The sequence below is a fragment of the Parabacteroides caecihominis genome, from assembly GCF_023656785.1.
Lineage (GTDB): Bacteria > Bacteroidota > Bacteroidia > Bacteroidales > Tannerellaceae > Parabacteroides > Parabacteroides segnis.
Map to the genome: position 1 here is coordinate 87,299 of NZ_JAMOKS010000025.1, position 16,237 is coordinate 103,535.

General features: G+C 49.8%; 11 protein-coding genes. 6 read left to right on the top strand and 5 right to left on the bottom strand.

Translation table 11 applies throughout. The features are described 5' to 3' along the window. The first annotated feature begins 19 nt into the window (after window positions 1-19). From NBH14_RS19500 to NBH14_RS19515, 4 genes are all read left to right on the top strand, one after another. Complete coding sequence (locus NBH14_RS19500; protein ID WP_186959211.1) at window positions 20-694, top strand: DUF2490 domain-containing protein; 675 nt, start codon at window positions 20-22, stop codon at window positions 692-694. A gap of 5 nt (window positions 695-699) precedes the next feature. Next, window positions 700-1,857: a sensor histidine kinase gene (locus tag NBH14_RS19505; RefSeq protein WP_186959210.1), complete on the top strand. Its 1,158-nt coding sequence runs from the start codon at window positions 700-702 to the stop codon at window positions 1,855-1,857. Further along, window positions 1,854-2,594 (top strand): LytR/AlgR family response regulator transcription factor, encoded by a 741-nt coding sequence (locus NBH14_RS19510; protein WP_186959209.1) that lies wholly within the window; start codon window positions 1,854-1,856, stop codon window positions 2,592-2,594. The genes NBH14_RS19505 and NBH14_RS19510 overlap by 4 nt, the downstream gene beginning before the upstream one ends. 80 nt (window positions 2,595-2,674) lie before the next feature. Next, complete coding sequence (locus NBH14_RS19515) at window positions 2,675-3,436, top strand: exodeoxyribonuclease III (RefSeq protein ID WP_186959208.1); 762 nt, start codon at window positions 2,675-2,677, stop codon at window positions 3,434-3,436. Window positions 3,437-3,499: 63 nt separating this feature from the next. Here the strand turns inward: NBH14_RS19515 and NBH14_RS19520 are convergent, their stop codons facing one another. Together NBH14_RS19520 and NBH14_RS19525 are read right to left on the bottom strand one after the other, a co-directional pair. After that, window positions 3,500-4,054, bottom strand: coding sequence for a GNAT family N-acetyltransferase (locus NBH14_RS19520; RefSeq protein ID WP_186959207.1), 555 nt, complete (start codon window positions 4,052-4,054; stop codon window positions 3,500-3,502). Between the two features lie 222 nt (window positions 4,055-4,276). Continuing rightward, the gene (locus NBH14_RS19525; protein WP_186959206.1) at window positions 4,277-4,948 is read right to left on the bottom strand and encodes an SGNH/GDSL hydrolase family protein; all 672 of its coding nucleotides are present in this window, start codon (window positions 4,946-4,948) and stop codon (window positions 4,277-4,279) included. Between the two features lie 92 nt (window positions 4,949-5,040). On the opposite strand from NBH14_RS19525, the gene NBH14_RS19530 reads away from it, so the two are divergent. Together NBH14_RS19530 and NBH14_RS19535 are read left to right on the top strand one after the other, a co-directional pair. Next, on the top strand, window positions 5,041-5,709 hold the full coding sequence (locus NBH14_RS19530; RefSeq protein WP_186959205.1) for a DUF2490 domain-containing protein: 669 nt from the start codon (window positions 5,041-5,043) through the stop codon (window positions 5,707-5,709). Between the two features lie 95 nt (window positions 5,710-5,804). Then, window positions 5,805-6,488 (top strand): queuosine precursor transporter, encoded by a 684-nt coding sequence (locus tag NBH14_RS19535; protein ID WP_186959204.1) that lies wholly within the window; start codon window positions 5,805-5,807, stop codon window positions 6,486-6,488. Window positions 6,489-6,530: 42 nt separating this feature from the next. Here NBH14_RS19535 and NBH14_RS19540 read toward each other — a convergent pair whose 3' ends face one another. The 3 genes from NBH14_RS19540 to NBH14_RS19550 all read right to left on the bottom strand — a co-directional run bounded on the left by NBH14_RS19540 (window position 6,531) and on the right by NBH14_RS19550 (window position 15,847). After that, window positions 6,531-10,685: a T9SS type A sorting domain-containing protein gene (locus NBH14_RS19540; RefSeq protein WP_186959203.1), complete on the bottom strand. Its 4,155-nt coding sequence runs from the start codon at window positions 10,683-10,685 to the stop codon at window positions 6,531-6,533. A gap of 20 nt (window positions 10,686-10,705) precedes the next feature. Then, window positions 10,706-14,896, bottom strand: coding sequence for a T9SS C-terminal target domain-containing protein (locus NBH14_RS19545; RefSeq protein WP_186959202.1), 4,191 nt, complete (start codon window positions 14,894-14,896; stop codon window positions 10,706-10,708). Window positions 14,897-15,055: 159 nt separating this feature from the next. Then, the gene (locus NBH14_RS19550; RefSeq protein WP_186959201.1) at window positions 15,056-15,847 is read right to left on the bottom strand and encodes a DUF4469 domain-containing protein; all 792 of its coding nucleotides are present in this window, start codon (window positions 15,845-15,847) and stop codon (window positions 15,056-15,058) included. Between the last annotated feature and the right edge of the window lie 390 nt (window positions 15,848-16,237).

The following is a 16,237-nucleotide window of genomic DNA, read 5'->3' on the forward strand; positions in this document are numbered from 1 at the left end:
TCTTTTAAACAGATTATTTATGAAACACCTGAAGACTATATTTCTCATAATATCCCTGCTGGCCGTCAATCAGCTCTCGGCACAGGATGACCTCGGCTCCTCCCTGAGTGTCGACATAACGAAAAAGATCATCCCCAGATTAAACCTGTCGCTGGAAGAAGACTTCCGCCTGCGTGACAACCTGAGTGAAGTCGACCGTTTCTCGACTACGCTCGAATTAAGTTACAAACCCTGGAAGTTCCTGAAACTGGGCGGAGCCTACAACCTGATCAACTACAATCATGATACAAAAGGTTGGGAAGTACGCCACCGGTATTATTTTTTTGCCACCGGTTCTTACCGTTTTAACCGCTTTACCGTATCTTTACGGGAGCGTTTTCAGAGTACCTACCGTGTCGGAGTGAAAGAAACAAGCAAACGGGCCAATCCTAAGCTGTATCTTCGAAGCCGCCTGGAAGTGGAATACGATATAAGGAATTGCAAGTTCGAACCTTTTGCCTCCGTCGAGTTATATAACACCTTGAATGACCCGCAGGGAAACAAGATGAATAAACTCAAATATACAGCGGGAAGCAAATACAAGCTGAACAAACGTAATTCTTTGCAACTCTACTACCGCTATGTCAATTTTAAAGATGATGATGAAGGGAATGGCAAACATATGATTGGAGCAGGATATTCATATAAATTCTGATGGGAATGGAAAAACAGGAACAAAGACAAAAGATACTGGAGAATCTGATCTACCTGATTATCTGGGTAGTTATTCTCGTCTCTCCGTTATTGGAACATAAATATAATGGGGAAACGATCAACTGGAACGATATTTTCCGCGCTTGGAAGATGATCTGTCCTTTCTTCATCCTTTTCCTGATCAACAATTACGTATTGATCCCGTTGTTGCTGATACGGAAAAAGTCGTGGCTTTACCTGTTATTTACTCTGATGACCGTCTGTCTGATATTTGCCCTGAACCCGTTTGTCCGGTTTAAACGGCCGGGAGACCCGGGAAAGCGTCCGCCTCGTGAGTTCGTCATGGACCGTCCTCCGCTGAATGAGAAAATGCGTAAATTTCCGATGGAGAAAGAGCCTCCCCGCCAGTCGATGCAGGAGCCTCATCATCAGTCGATGCGTCCTCCGTTATGGCTGATGCCGGGTGTAATCTCTCCGGTGGTAAATTATATTCTGACTGCTATCCTGGTACTCGGGATAAATGTCGCCATCAAGCTATTGTTCAAATCCATACGCGACGAACACCGGATGAAGGAACTCGAAAAACATACGCTGCAAACTGAACTGGAGTATCTGAAACATCAGATAAACCCGCATTTCTTTATGAATACGTTGAATAATATCCATGCGCTGATTGACCTGAATACGGAAAAAGCGAAAGAGACTGTGCTTGAATTGTCGAAGATGATGCGTTATATCCTGTATGATGCCGCCCAACCAACCCTTCCGCTGGCCAAAGAAATAGGTTTCCTGAATAATTATATCGGTTTGATGAAACTCCGGTATACCGACCAGGTGGAGATTCAGGTCTCGTTGCCGGAAGAAGTGCCCAATATACAGATTCCGCCGCTATTGTTTATCTCGTTTATTGAAAACGCCTTTAAGCATGGCATCAGCTACCAGCAAAAATCATTTATCCATTTCTCTATGGAAATAAAAGATAATGAGCTGGAATGCTTGGTAATCAACAGCAGTTTCGATAATGCCAACGAACAGCATAAAGGTATCGGTCTTGAAAATGTGAAGAAAAGGCTCCGCCTTTTGTATGATAATAAGTATACGCTGGAAATTAAGAGTGAGAATAATGAATATCGTGTTTTACTGCTAATACCCATACAATCATGATAAGATGTATAGCCATTGATGACGAGCCGCTAGCGCTCACGCAAATAACCGGTTATATCAGCAAGGTCCCTTTTCTCCAACTGGTGAAAGCCTGCTCCAATGCACTCGAAGCGCTGGACGTGATTGCCTCGCAGCCTGTCGACCTGATCTTTGCCGATATAAACATGCCGGACCTGAGTGGGATGGATTTTATCAAATCGTTGGTAAAGAAACCGCTGGTAATCTTCACCACCGCCTATTCCGAATATGCCATCGAAGGCTACCGGGTAGATGCCATCGACTATCTGCTAAAGCCTTTCGGATACAGTGATTTCCTGAAAGCGGCCAATAAAGCGCTCCGGCAAATGGAACTGCTGAATGCCCCTCCTTCACCGCCTCCGGTAAAGGAAGAAAACGGCCAACCTGAAAATAATGCTCTTTATATCAAGGCGGACTATAAAATGGTGCGCATAGATATGAATAAAATAATATACATCGAAAGCCAGAACGAATATGTACGTATTTTTACGGAAGACCAGAAACCGGTTATGTCCCTGCTCAGTATGAAGTTACTGGAAGAAAGGCTTCCTCTGGATAAGTTTATGCGGGTACACCGTTCCTATATGGTGAATTTATCCAAGATCACAGCCGTAGCGAATAACCGCATCATCTTCGGAAAAGACGTATATATCCCTATAGGTAATCAGTATAAAGATAAATTCACCCTGTATCTGGAAACACATTTCCTCGGAAAATAGAATTCTCCGGTAAAATTAGCACATCCAACCGTTAAATTGTATCTTTGGATTCCTATTAAACGATCTAAAAGAGCTGTTATATGAAGATAATAACATACAATGTAAACGGCCTCCGCGCCGCTGTGGGAAAAGGCTTTCCGGAATGGTTAAAACAAGAGCAGCCCGATGTACTCTGCCTGCAGGAAACTAAACTTCAGCCGGATCAGTTCCCGGCAGATGCCTTTGCGGATTCAGGTTATAAACCTTACCTGTTCAGTGCCCAAAAGAAAGGTTATAGCGGAGTAGCTATCCTCACCCGCCAGGAACCCGATCATGTGGAAACGGGAATGGGCATAGAGAAATATGATAACGAAGGCCGTTTTATCCGTGCGGATTATGGTGACCTATCAATTGTCAGTGTCTACCATCCTTCCGGAACCAGTGGTGATGAACGCCAGGCCTTTAAAATGGAGTGGCTGGAAGATTTCCAGAAGTATGTAGTGGAATTACAGAAAACACGTAAGAATCTGATTCTTTGCGGCGACTATAATATCTGTCATGAACCGATAGACATTCATGATCCGGTACGCAATGCGACCAATAGCGGTTTCCTTCCCGAAGAACGCGAATGGATGACACGGTTCCTGGATGCGGGATTTATCGACACATTCCGCCATCTCAATCCGGAAAAGCAGCAATATACATGGTGGAGCTATCGTTTCAATGCCCGTAAAAACAATAAAGGCTGGCGTATCGATTACTGCATGGTCAGCGAACCGGTAAAACCGTTGCTGAAATCGGCTTATATTCTGAATGATGCCGTGCATTCAGATCATTGCCCAGCGGTATTGGAGATTGAATAAAAGACAAAAAGTATATATGAAAAGGGCCGTATCAAAAGTCTTTTGATACAGTCCTTCTTCTCTTTATTCACGCCAATACTCCGGCTTGTCCATTGCGTCAGCGCATCTTACCTTTCCTTTAGGGACATCCCCTGCTTCCGAAGTAAGGGATTGATACATCCAGCAATCAGCATAGATATCTTCAATCGGATAAGGAGGCGGATAACCGGCTGCTTCTGCATTTCCTTTAAAACCATGACGGGGATAATACTCTTTATGCCCCAGCACAAAAACCATCTCCACTCCCATCTCCTTCAATATCCGATGGCCTTCCCGGATCAGCAAACCTCCGAGACCTTGTTTTTGATACTCCGGCTTTACGGCCAGAGGAGCCAGGATATAAACAGAAGGTGAAGGATTGCTCCCCCCCAATGAGGCCTTTGTAAAAAGGATATGGCCTATGGCCTCCCCCTGATAACAGGCAAGCAACGAGACGATAGGTTCTGCTGTCTGATCTGCCAAAAGATCTTCCACCAGTACGGCCTCGTCATCTTCACCGAAAGCGAGTCGTTCAACGTTCATTACATCGTTAAAATCGTCAGAAGTAGCCCTTCTGACTTGCACGTCGTTTAAATTCATGACTATAATATATTAAATGGTTACTATGCTCCCTTATGGGAACAATTTTTATATGAAAAAGGATATAATAATAAGGTCCGGATAAAGATGTATATCCGGAAAATTGAAGTGGCCAGCCTATAAAGAGTTATAGGCTGTTATTAAGCACTTATAGATGTAGAAAGTAGTGTTTTCAAAAAACTGTTTTTATAATTCGGGAGCAAATATAGCAAAATAATCCGGTTAGTAACCACTCAGTGCCGGAAGAAGTATCTTTTCCATGATCTTATATCCGTCCAAAGTAGGGTGCACGCCGTCTTTGGAATATTTCTCCGGCAAACCTCCTCGCCCATCCGTCAATTGAGAATGATAGTCAATATAAGTAAAGCCGTTACGGTCTGCATAAGCCTTAATCATTTTATTCAGTTCGATAATTTTATCGGCAGGTTCCAGTCCTTTACGCCAACCGAAATCATAGGCCGGCAAGGCGGAACAAAGAATCACATCAATATGGTTTGCTTTTGCCAACTCGGTCATAGATATGATATTTCCCAGTATATTTTCCTGAGAGATATATCCGTTGTTTTGGGCAATGTCATTGGTCCCGGCCAGGATTACAACAGCCTTCGGTTTGAGATTGATTACATCTGCACGAAACCGCACCAGCATTTGCGCCGTCGTTTGTCCGCTGATACCTCTGCCGATAAAGCCATTGTTCTTAAAGAAAAGCGAATCGTTATTCCACCAGCCTTCCGTAATCGAATTTCCCATGAATACCACTTTAGATGGGAGTTCTACCGTTTTATTAAGTTCGGCATACCGGCCAAAATTGGCCCAATCTTTCTCCTGGCCTAAAAGAGAGGAGGCAGCCAATGCACACACAACCAGCATCAGCCATTTCTTAAAGTTCTTCATAACATGATTTTATTAAGTTACATGAGATACAAAAATAATTCTTTTATCCTTATCTTTGCCCTAAATCTAAATTAAAAACACATCATATTCCTATGAAAAGCTATTTCAAACGAAATCGTTTCTTTCTTCTATGCATTCTCTTCTTCGCGACAGCCCTCTCTCCTATCGCTGCCATGGACGGGGCGGGAATGGCATTCAAGGTCAGTTTATCCGGGAAGATATACCGCCGCTTCTCCTTCCTGGTGGAAGAAGACATACGTCCCCAAAGCGACTTCCGGCAGGCGGAGTGGTTCCTGACCACCGGAGAGGTGAACTACACTTTCAACCGCTACTTCAAGACAGGCATCGCCTACATGCTGCTCTGCCGGTATAAAGCATCCGAAGAGCTGCGGAACCGTTACTACGTCTACGCTTCGGCCAACTACCCGGTCGGCAACTTCACCCTGTCGCTCCGCGAACGTTTCCAGAGCACATACAAAACAGGCGGCCAGCATCCCAAGAACTATCTCCGCAGCATGCTCACCCTCTCCTACAAGATCCGGAAGACAGGCATTTGCCCTTTCGCCTATGCCGAGGTATTCAACGATACGGGGTACCAGGGGCGGATGCATGCCGACCGGATACGCCTGTCCGCCGGAAGCGACTACAAGATAAACAAACAGAACTCGCTGCAACTGTATTACCGCTACCATATATTTAATGTATACGACCCGGTGAACTATAAACATGCAATAGGCCTGACCTATGCACACCGGTTCTAAAAAAATACTTATCTTTGCCCCCGAAATTAAAAGACCTGATACGGAAAGCCCCGGCTTTCCCGAGTGCTTGATAAACCTCGTAAAAAACAAGAATTATGCAGAAGACAACTGTTTCAATCCCCTTCATGCTGCTGGGCATCCTGTTCAATATATGCCTGGTCGCTTCCAACCTTTTGGAAACCAAAGTAGTCCAGGTATTCGGCATCACTGCCACTGCCGGGCTGATCGTATTCCCTATCTCGTATATCATCAACGACTGTATCGCCGAGGTATGGGGATTTAAAAAGGCGCGCCTGATTATCTGGAGCGGCTTTGCCTCGAATTTCCTCGTGATCGGGTTCGCCCAACTGGCCGTTATGCTTCCCGCCGCCCCGTTCTGGGAAGGGGAAGAAGGGTTCAACTTCGTATTCGGGATGGCGCCGCGTATCGCCATTGCCAGCCTGATCGCGTTTCTGGTGGGTTCGTTCCTCAATGCGTATGTGATGAGCAAGATGAAGATCGCTTCCAAAGGGAAAAACTTCTCGCTGCGTGCCATCGTTTCGACACTGGCGGGTGAAAGTGCCGACTCACTGATCTTCTTCCCGATCGCTTTCCTCGGACTGATACCGCCCAGAGAGCTGCTGATCATGATCGGGACACAGGCCGTACTGAAATCGCTTTATGAAGTACTGATCCTGCCTGTCACCATCCGCGTGGTGAAGTATATCAAGAAAGTGGACGGAAGTGATGTGTATGATATCGGGACGTCTTACAATGTGTTGAAGGTAAAAGATATATAAGAGAAGAAAAACCCCGCGCCTGTTACAGACGCGGGGTTTTTGCTATGTACGGGAACGGGTTACTATCACCTTTACCACTTCCCCATTTTCAAACTTGACGATGTAGGCACCGGAAGGCAAACCTTCCACACGCGTCTCGCCGTCAGGCAGGCGAAGGTTGCGCTGCGGACGTCCGGCCAGGTCGAAGATGATGGCGGTCGTGGCCTGCGGGACAGTGATCGACAAGGCACTGCCGAAGACGCGGACAGTGGCGGGGACGGTCGCCAGGGTTTCGTTGGCCACCGGGTTGTTCTTCACGATGCCGTCGATGTAGACTTCCACGTCGTTGCGGACGTACTTCACCTGGTAGGCTCCGTCGCTCAGGCGGGGCAAGAGCGTTTCGTTGCGGCTGGTGGTGATGATGGACTGCGACTCCGAATAGTCCGCGTCAAGCGTGAGGTAGAAACGGAAGGTACTCCACGACTCCACTTCGTACGTGCCGGCGACCGGATCGGTGATGGCACCCTCCACGGCGGGAAGGGTGACGGTGTAGTAGACCGTCGGCGGCGTGGGATCGGGATCGGGATCCGGTGCGGGCTTATTTGTCAGGAAGCTGCTTGCGGGCAGGTTGGGCTGGGTGGAGGATTGCCACTCACCGTAACCGGTAACGTCGCCGCCAGCATCGAGTATCACCCTGCGGAGTTGGGGGAGATTGCTGTCCGTCCATGTCCAGTTGCCGCTGCTCCAACTGTTGTCGCTGGCGGGGTCTCCGCCCAGGTCGGCCTTGTAGGTATCGAGCCAGGTATCGGAGCCGTCGAAGCTGTCGGTATCGGTCGAGGTAACAGGCTGGCCGTTCAACAACATGACGGGGCGGGCGTAGTTGGAAGAGATTGAGCTGGGAAAAGGTAAACCATCGGTAGCATAGGAACCAACTATCCGGTGGCAATAGGAACCGGATTCAACCGCCACTTCGCTGTTCAGGGCGAGGTTGTAGGTTAAGTCTCCATCGTCTTTAAATCCGCAAATACCTCCGGCATATTGGGTTGTTCCTCCGTTTACTTTCACGCTTCCGGTGGCGTAGGTGTAGGAAAGGGTGATTCCTTGGAATGCTCCGACGATACCGCCAGCGCGACATGCGTTAGTCGCTTTCGCTTCCACAGCGACCGTTGCATAACAATGGGTGAGGGAAGCGGTATTATCTCTTTCGGGAATTACCCTTCCTGCTATTCCTCCTACATAACTTTGACCATCTGTTGATGTTCCCTCCACTTTCCCGTTTCCTACCACGTAACAATTTCGTAGGGAGACATCGCCCAAAAATCCATTTAGCAGTCCGACAATTCCGCCGGCGAAGACTCCATCAACAGAACTAACCTTTATCCCATCTTCATGCAGGCTGACACCCAGGTTACAAAGCGTGCTACCTGTAACATAGCCGAATAATCCGGCGTATGGCATGTCACCAATAACCGTCAGCCCCTTCACAGTATACCCCCTGCCATCGAAATGGCCTCTGAAAGGATTATCGCCTCCTATCGGCGTCCAGTTTCCCCCTTCGAGGTCGATGTCGGCGGAGAGGGCGAAGTATATACCGAGAAAACCGCTGTTGTTCCGGATAGTTCCTCCATCAGTAAGAGTTAAATCCCCTCTTGCATTCACCTGCTGTGCCAAATAAGCCAGCTCGGCTGCGTCTTTGATCAGGATTGCTTTGCCGGGGGAAGAACCGTCGCCGTCCCCTGTATTCTCTATTTCCTTAGCAGCCGCATCCTTCCAGGACAAGCAAAGGTAGTCTTCTACCGAATAAGGCGTTTGTCCGGACAGCGCGTCGCCATATGTGTTCTTCCCGGCATCTACCAGCTTCTTCAACTTCGGGAGTTTTCCGTCCTCCCATATCCAGGCGTTATTCCATTCGTTGGAGGAGAGATCCAGGTCTTCCTTTAATTTGTTAGACCAGGTGGGGGCGCCGTTCCGGTCATCGGCATTGGTGGAGGTAACAGGCCGGCCATTCAACAACATGGCGGGGCGGGCGTAGTTGGAGGAGATTGAGCCGAGATCAGGAAAACCATCGTAACCAACTATCCGGTGGCAATCGGAACCGGATTCAACCGCCACTTTGCTGTTCAGGGCGAGGTTGTGGGTTAGGATTAAGTCTCCATCGCCTTTAAATCCGCAAATACCTCCGGCATATTGGTTTTCTCCTCTGTTTGCTTTCACGCTTCCGGTGGCGTAGGTGTGGGAAAGGGTTCCATTGGACACTCCGACGATACCGCCAACTCCACATGTGTAAGTCGCTTCCGCTTCCACAGCGACCGTTGCATAACAATGGGTGAGGGAAGCGGTATTATCTCCTACCTCTACCACTACCGCTCCTGCTATTCCTCCTACATGACTCATATAATCTGTTGATGTTCCCTCCACTTTCCCGTTTCCTACCACGTAACAATTTCGTAGGGAGACATCGCCGGAAAGTCCAATTAGCAGTCCGACAATTCCGCCGGCTTGGACTCCAGCAACAGAACTAACCTTTATCCCATCTTCATGTAGGCTGACACCCAGGTTACAAAGCGTGCCATTTACAATACGGCCGAATAATCCGGCGTATGACATGTCACCAATAACCGTCAGCCCCTTCACAGTATGCCCCCTGCCATCGAAATGGCCTTGGAAGGGATTATAACTGCTTCCTATCGGTGTCCAGTTATACCCTTCGAGATCAATATCGTTGGAAAGGGCAAAGTAGAGGCCGGCGAAGCCTTTGTCCTTATTGTCACTGTTATTAATTGAGGTTCCGTTCGCAACGTTAAGTTGCAAGCCTCCTGCATTCACCTGCTGCGCGAAGTAAGCCAGCTCGGCGGCAGTTCCGATAAGGATGGGGTTGTCGAAGGTGCCGTCGCCTGTGCTCTCTATTTGAGTAGCGGCTGAGCCATTCCAAGGTAAGGATACGAGGTAGTCGGTTGCCTTGCGAGGGGTCTGGCCACGGACCGGTTCTTGGCTATAGCCGTTGCCGTCGGCATTCTCCTTTCGCAACTGCGGGAGTTGGCCGGGCGTCCATGTCCAAGCTTCTTCCCAACCGTTATCCGGGGAAGGGTTACTTTTCAGGGCAGTCTCGAATGTGTCTGACCAGGTGTCGGCGCCGTTATAGTCACCGGTTGTGCCGCCGGTGGCAGGTTGGCCGTTTAGCTTCATACCGGGGGTGGCGTAGTTGTCGGAGCAGACACCTGAACTGGTATAACCTGCTATGCGGTTCTTATATTCATCTCCCCCGCCAGTCGTAATACAACTAATCTCCTTATTCAGGGCCAGACAGTTTTTTATTGAAGCAAAAACAAACCCGCAGATACCGCCTGTAAATGAGTTGCTATAACCACGTCCCTCCACCTTTCCTGTGGCATAGGCATAGGAAATATCCTGGGCATATCCGGCAATGCCACCGACCTGAACAAAACTATCGTTGCTCTTAGCTTCCACATCCACGGTTGCGTAACAATGGGTGATAAGGCCGACACTACTTATCCCAGCGATCCCTCCGGCCCTGAGATAGCGATTTCCCGTTATCCTGATTGCCCCGTTCCCTTCCGCTTCCACGTAGCAGTTGCGGATAACGATAGTAGTATAATCGCTACTATATATACCTCCTACCAGTCCTCCGGCATAGAGAAGGTGATCTTCGCTTGAAGAAACCACTATCCCATCCGGCGCCAGCCATACGCCCAGATTGCGGAGCGTACCGCTTACCACGCAGCCGAATAATCCGACGTATACAGTATTCGATGCCTGAATATTCACCTTCAGCCCTTTTACAGTATACCCGTCGCCATCGAAATGGCCCTGGAAGGAATTATAACCGCTTCCTATCGGTGTCCAGTCATGCCCTTCGAGATCAATATCGTTGGAAAGGGCAAAGTAGAGGCCGGCGAAGCCTTTGTCCTTCTCTCCGTTATCGATTGAGGTTCCTTTCGCAACGTCAAGTTTCAATCCTCCCGCATTCACCTGCTGCGCGAAGTAAGCCAGCTCGGCGGCGTCTTTGATAAGGATCGCTTTTTCAGCGGTCAAGCCGTCGTGGCCATCGGCATTCACGATTATATCGGCCGGTCGGCCATTCCAGGGGGGAGGAGAAGGTGAAGCATGTACTACGGAGGCCATTGCGGCCATAAAAGCAAAAAGCAGCCCGGCGAGGATACGGGGGACTGCGCGAAGTTGTTGTCGTATTGTTTTCATATGCATAAATGGATAATTAGTTACAAGATTACTTTAAACCGTTCATTCCCGATTCGTACAAAATAGATACCGGCCGGAAGCTGAATAGTCCTGATCTCTCCGGCTATCAGACGGCATACCGTTTGCAGTTTGCCGTCGGCGGTATAGATATAGCCCGGTTCGTCGGTAACGGCTTGCATATGCAAGTTATTCCCTGACTTCCAAACCTTCGGATACCCGGCTTCTATCGTTTCGTTGGCCACCGGGTCGGGGTTCTTCACGATGCCGTCGATGTAGACTTCCACGTCGTTGCGGACGTACTTCACCTGGTAGGCTCCGTCGCTGCTGCGGGGCGCGAGCGTTTCGTAGCGGCTGGTGGTGATGACGGGCTGCGACTCCGAATAGTCCGCGTCAAGCGTGAGGTAGAAACGGAAGGTACTCCACGACTCCACTTCGTACGTACCGGCGGCAGGGTCGGTGATGACGCCCTCCACGGCGGGAAGGGTGACGGTGTAGTAGACCGTCGGCGGCGTGGGCTCGGGATCGGGTTCCACCGGCGGCGGTGTCGGTGCGGGCTTATTTGTCAGGAAGCTGCTTGCGGGCAGGTTGGGCTGGGTGGAGGATTGCCACTCACCGTAACCGGTAACGTTGCCGCCAGCATCGAGTATCACCCTGCGGAGTTGGGGGAGATTGCTATCCGTCCATGTCCAGTTACCGCTTTTCCAACTGTTATCGCTGGCGGGGTCTCCGCCCAGGTCGGCCTTGTAGGTATCGAGCCAGGTATCGGAGCCGTCGAAGCTGTCGGTATCGGTCGAGGTAACAGGCTGGCCATTCAACAACATGGCGGGGCGGGCATGGTTGGAGGAGATTGAGCCGAGATCAGGAAAACCATCGAAACCAATTATCCGGTGGCAATCGGAACCGGATTCAACCGCCACTTCGCTGTTCAGGGCGAGGTTGTGGGTTAGGGTAAAGTCTCCATCGCCTTTAAATCCGCAAATACCTCCGGCATATTGGTTTTCTCCTCCGTTTGCTTTCACGCTTCCGGTGGCGTAGGTGTGGGAAAGGATTCTGCTGGACATTCCGCTGAACCCTCCGACGATACCGCCAGCTACACATCTGTCAGTCGCTTCCGCTTCCACAGCGACCGTTGCATAACAATGGGTGAAGGAAGCGGTACTAGATCCGCTGATCAATACCACTCCTGCTATTCCTCCTACATAACTAACACTACCTGTTGATGTTCCTGTTCCCTCCACTTTCCCGTTTCCTACCACGTAACAATTTCGTAGGGAGACATCGCCGGTATATCCTTGTAGCACTCCGACAATTCCGCCGGCGTTGACTCCATTAACAGAACTAACCTTTATCCCATCTTCATGCAGGCTGACACCCAGGTTACAAAGCGTGCCATTTACAATACGGCCAAATAATCCGGCGAATGACATCTCGCCATTAACCGTCAGTCCCTTCACAGTATACCCCCTGCCATCGAAGTGGCCTTTGAAATAACCATAACCATAACTATCGATTCCTATCGGCGTCCAGTTCCCCCCTTCGAGGTCGATGTCGGCGGAGAGGGCGAAGTATTTGCCGAAAAAACCGTCGTTGTTCGGGATAGTTCCTCCATTAGTAAGATTTAAATCCCCTCCTGCATTCACCTGCTGTGCCAAATAGGCCAGCTCGGCTGCGTCTTTGATAAGGATCGGGGTGCCGGGGGAAGAACCGTCGCCGTCGCCTGTATTCTCTATTCTATCAGCCGCCGCATCCGCCCAGGACGAGTAAAGGTAGTCTTCTACCGAATAAGGCGTTTGTCCGGACAGCTCACCCTCATATGTGTTCTTCCCGGCATCTACCAGCTTCTTCAACTTCGGGAGTTTTCCGTCCTCCCATATCCAGGCGTCATTCCATTCGTTATCGGAGGAGGGATCCAGGTCGTTCTTTAATTTGTTAGACCAGGTGGTGGTGGCGCCGTTCCGGTCACTGGCGTCGGTGGAGATAACAGGCTGGCCGTTCAACAACATGGCGGGGCGGGCGTGGTTGGAAGAGATTGAGCCGGGAGTAGGAAAACCATCCAAAGCATCGTAACCAACTATCCGGTGGCAATCGGAGCCGGATTCAACCGCCACTTCGCTGTTCAGGGCGAGGTTGTGGGTTAAGTCTCCAACGCCTTTAATTCCGCAAATACCTCCGGCATATTGTCTTTCTCCTCCGTTTGCTTTCACGCTTCCGGTGGCGTAGGTGTAGGAAAGGGTTCCATTGAATCTTCCGACGATACCGCCAGCTACACATCCGTTAGCCGCTTCCGCTTCCACAGCGACCGTTGCATAACAATGGGTGAAGGAAGCGGTACCAGATCCGCTGATCACTACCGCTCCTGCTATTCCTCCTACAGAACTATCACTACTTGTTGATGTTCCCTCCACTTTCCCGTTTCCTACCACGTAACAATTTCGTAGGGAGACATCGCCGGAAGATCCTTGTAGCAGTCCGACAATTCCGCCGGCGTAGACTCCACCAGCAGAACTAACCTTTATCCCATCTTCATGCAGGCTGACACCCAGGTTACAGAGCGTGCCATTTACAACATAGCCGAATAATCCGGCGTATAACATGTTACCATTAACCGTCAGCCCCTTCACAGTATGCCCCCTACCATCGAAGTGGCCTTTGAAAGAATTATAGAAGTTTCCTATCGGCGTCCAGTTCCCCCCTTCGAGGTCGATGTCGGCGGAGAGGGCGAAGTATATACCGGGAAAACCGTCGTTGTTCAGGAAAGTTCCTCCATTAGTAAGATTTAAATTCCCTCCTGCATTCACCTGCTGTGCCAAATAGGCCAGCTCGGCTGCGTCTTTGATAAGGATGGGGTTGCCGGGGGAAGAACCGTCGCCGTCCCCTGTATTCTCTATTTCCTTAGCAGCCGCATCCTTCCAGGACAAGGAAAGGTAGTCTTCTACCGAATAAGGCGTTTGTCCGGACAGCGCGTCGCCATATGTGTTCATCCCGGCATCTACCAGCTTCTTCAACTGCGGGAGTTTTCCGTCCTCCCATATCCAGGCGTTATTCCATTCGTTATCGGAGGAGGGATCCAGGTCGTTCTTTAATTTGTTAGACCAGGTGTCGGCTCCGTTATTGTTATCGGTTGCACCGCCGGTGGCAGGTTGGCCGTTTAGCTTCATACCGGGGGTGGCGTAGTTGTCGGAGAAGGAATCTGAAGTGCTGGCAAAACCTGCTATGCGGTTCTTATATTCATCTCCCCCGCCAGTCGTAATACAACTAATCTCCTTATTCAGGGCCAGACAGTTTTTTATTGAAGCAAAAACCGCCCCGCAGATACCGCCTGTAAATAAGTAGTCATGAGCACGTCCCTCCACCTTTCCTGTGGCATAGGCATAGGAAATATCTATGGCAGATCCGGCAATGCCACCGACCTGAACACCCCCCCCGTTGCTCTTCGCTTCCACATCCACGGTTGCGTAACAATGGGTGATAAGGTAGGTACTAATACCGGCAGAAATCGTCTCCCCAGCTATCCCTCCGGCCATGAGATTGCCATTTCCCGTTATCCTGATCGCCCCGTTCCCTTCCGCTTCCACGTAGCAGTTGCGGATAGCGACAGTAGTATAACCGTTACCATATATACGTCCTACCAGTCCTCCGGCACAGACGTTATATACGCTTGAAGAAGAAACCACTATCCCATCCGGCGCCAGCCATACGCCCAGATTGCGGAGCGTACCGTCTACCACGTGGCCGAATAATCCGGCGTATACATTAGTCGATGCCTGAATATTCACCTTCAGCCCTTTTACAGTATGCCCGTCGCCATCGAAATGGCCACGGAAGTAATTATAACCGCTTCCTATCGGTGTCCAGTCATGCCCTTCGAGATCAATATCGTTGGAAAGGGCAAAGTAGAGGCCGGCGAAGCCTTTGTCCTTATCGTCACTGTTATCAATTGAGGTTCCTTTCGTAACGTTAAGTTCCAAGCCTCCTGCATTCACCTGCTGCGCGAAGTAAGCCAGCTCGGCGGCGTCTTTGATAAGGATCGCTTTTTCAGCGGTCGAGCCGTCGTGGCCATCGGCATTTGTGATTACATCGGCCGGTAGGCCATCCCAGAGAGGCGGAGAAGGTGAAGCATGTACTACGGAGGCCATTGCGGCCATAAAAGCAAAAAGCAGCCCGGCGAGGATACGGGGGGCTGCGCGAAGTTGTTGTCGTATTGTTTTCATATGCATAAATGGATAATTATGTTGATTGTTTAGGAAACGAAAATTTACGGGTGCCGTAACCGCCCGGTTACGGGTGTCGTAAACGGACGGTTATCGGTGTCGTAAACGCTCAGTTACGGGTATCGTAAACGGGCGGTTATGAGTGTCGTAACAGCGGGGTTACTCGATTTCGGGTCGGTCGTCCCCTCCTCCACCGCCGCTGTCGCCCACTGTGAGCAGGTAAGGGAAACGGCTGCGGCGTACATCCTTTAATAGTGTTTTACTGTTTCCGCCATACTGTGTGGCGATCTCCAGATAGTAGGTGCCATCGGCCAGGGCGGGGATGATAAAGGAGAAATTGGAAGGCTCGTTGCGCGAAAGGACGCTTTCGGGGACAGGCACTATCTTTGTCTCGTCGGTCGAGTCGATGAAGAAGAAGCCGACGGTGTTGTCTTCGGTGCCGACAATCTTCACGCGGTCGCCTTTGCCGTTGAGCGTGTTGCCCGGGGTGATCCGCTGGTTGACCGTCTTGCTGCCTACGTCGGTCAGGGTTCCGATGGTTGGCAGGCCGTCTTTCACACCGTTAATAATTACGTCTATCAGGTCGAGCTCGGGACGGAGCTCTGCCAGCGGGGTGCAGCGTACTACCAGACTGTTGACTGCCCGGTTGAACTGGGCACTGCGGCTGATCAGGGGGCCGTCTACGCCGAGGGCGTTGTAGGCCAGCCCGAACTCGACGGTAGCACCTGAGTACATTTCTTCCTTGGCCTGTGTCTTCAGGATGTCGTAGGCCGCATATAACTCGGATGCCGAGTATTTGCCGTTCTGTTTGGCGGCGATGGAACAAAGGTCATTGATACTGCGGCGGCCTACATAGGTAATGTTGGCTGTGAAGTCGTCTTCGCGCTCGGTAAGTTTGTTTTCTACTAGTGTTGCGACGACGCTTCGCTTTTTCGGTTCTTTCGTTGCCATGATATTTTGTTTTAGATTAGTCCATGAAGAACTATGTTCCCCTATGTATATACAAGGGATTGAACCGAAAAAAGTATTATTTTATCAACGTTTTTCCTTTTAAAGCAGGCAAAAAAGAAAGGCCACAAATCCTGTATTGGTATCACATGAAGGCACAAAAGGGTATCAAAAAGAGCTCTGTGAAGTAAAAAAACACACAGAACCCCTGATAATTAATCGTATCGATAGTTGGAATCTACTCATAATTACTATATTTGCATCCACAATAACATAGTTCTTCATGGACTCCGGTGCAAAAAAGCCATCCCATCCTACTATTCAGCCAGTCGGCAGATCAATCGTTTCAGAGTTTTCCGTCCAGTTCACCACTTCAAAGTTAGCGGAAAAGAT

What these genes read in the sequence shown, in the direction of transcription:
- NBH14_RS19500 (WP_186959211.1), top strand. Translation starts at nt 20, where the DNA reads ATGAAACACCTGAAGACTATATTTCTCATAATATCCCTGCTGGCCGTC.
- NBH14_RS19505 (WP_186959210.1), top strand. Translation starts at nt 700, where the DNA reads ATGGAAAAACAGGAACAAAGACAAAAGATACTGGAGAATCTGATCTAC.
- NBH14_RS19510 (WP_186959209.1), top strand. Translation starts at nt 1,854, where the DNA reads ATGATAAGATGTATAGCCATTGATGACGAGCCGCTAGCGCTCACGCAA.
- NBH14_RS19515 (WP_186959208.1), top strand. Translation starts at nt 2,675, where the DNA reads ATGAAGATAATAACATACAATGTAAACGGCCTCCGCGCCGCTGTGGGA.
- NBH14_RS19520 (WP_186959207.1), bottom strand. Translation starts at nt 4,054, where the DNA reads ATGAATTTAAACGACGTGCAAGTCAGAAGGGCTACTTCTGACGATTTT.
- NBH14_RS19525 (WP_186959206.1), bottom strand. Translation starts at nt 4,948, where the DNA reads ATGAAGAACTTTAAGAAATGGCTGATGCTGGTTGTGTGTGCATTGGCT.
- NBH14_RS19530 (WP_186959205.1), top strand. Translation starts at nt 5,041, where the DNA reads ATGAAAAGCTATTTCAAACGAAATCGTTTCTTTCTTCTATGCATTCTC.
- NBH14_RS19535 (WP_186959204.1), top strand. Translation starts at nt 5,805, where the DNA reads ATGCAGAAGACAACTGTTTCAATCCCCTTCATGCTGCTGGGCATCCTG.
- NBH14_RS19540 (WP_186959203.1), bottom strand. Translation starts at nt 10,685, where the DNA reads ATGAAAACAATACGACAACAACTTCGCGCAGTCCCCCGTATCCTCGCC.
- NBH14_RS19545 (WP_186959202.1), bottom strand. Translation starts at nt 14,896, where the DNA reads ATGAAAACAATACGACAACAACTTCGCGCAGCCCCCCGTATCCTCGCC.
- NBH14_RS19550 (WP_186959201.1), bottom strand. Translation starts at nt 15,847, where the DNA reads ATGGCAACGAAAGAACCGAAAAAGCGAAGCGTCGTCGCAACACTAGTA.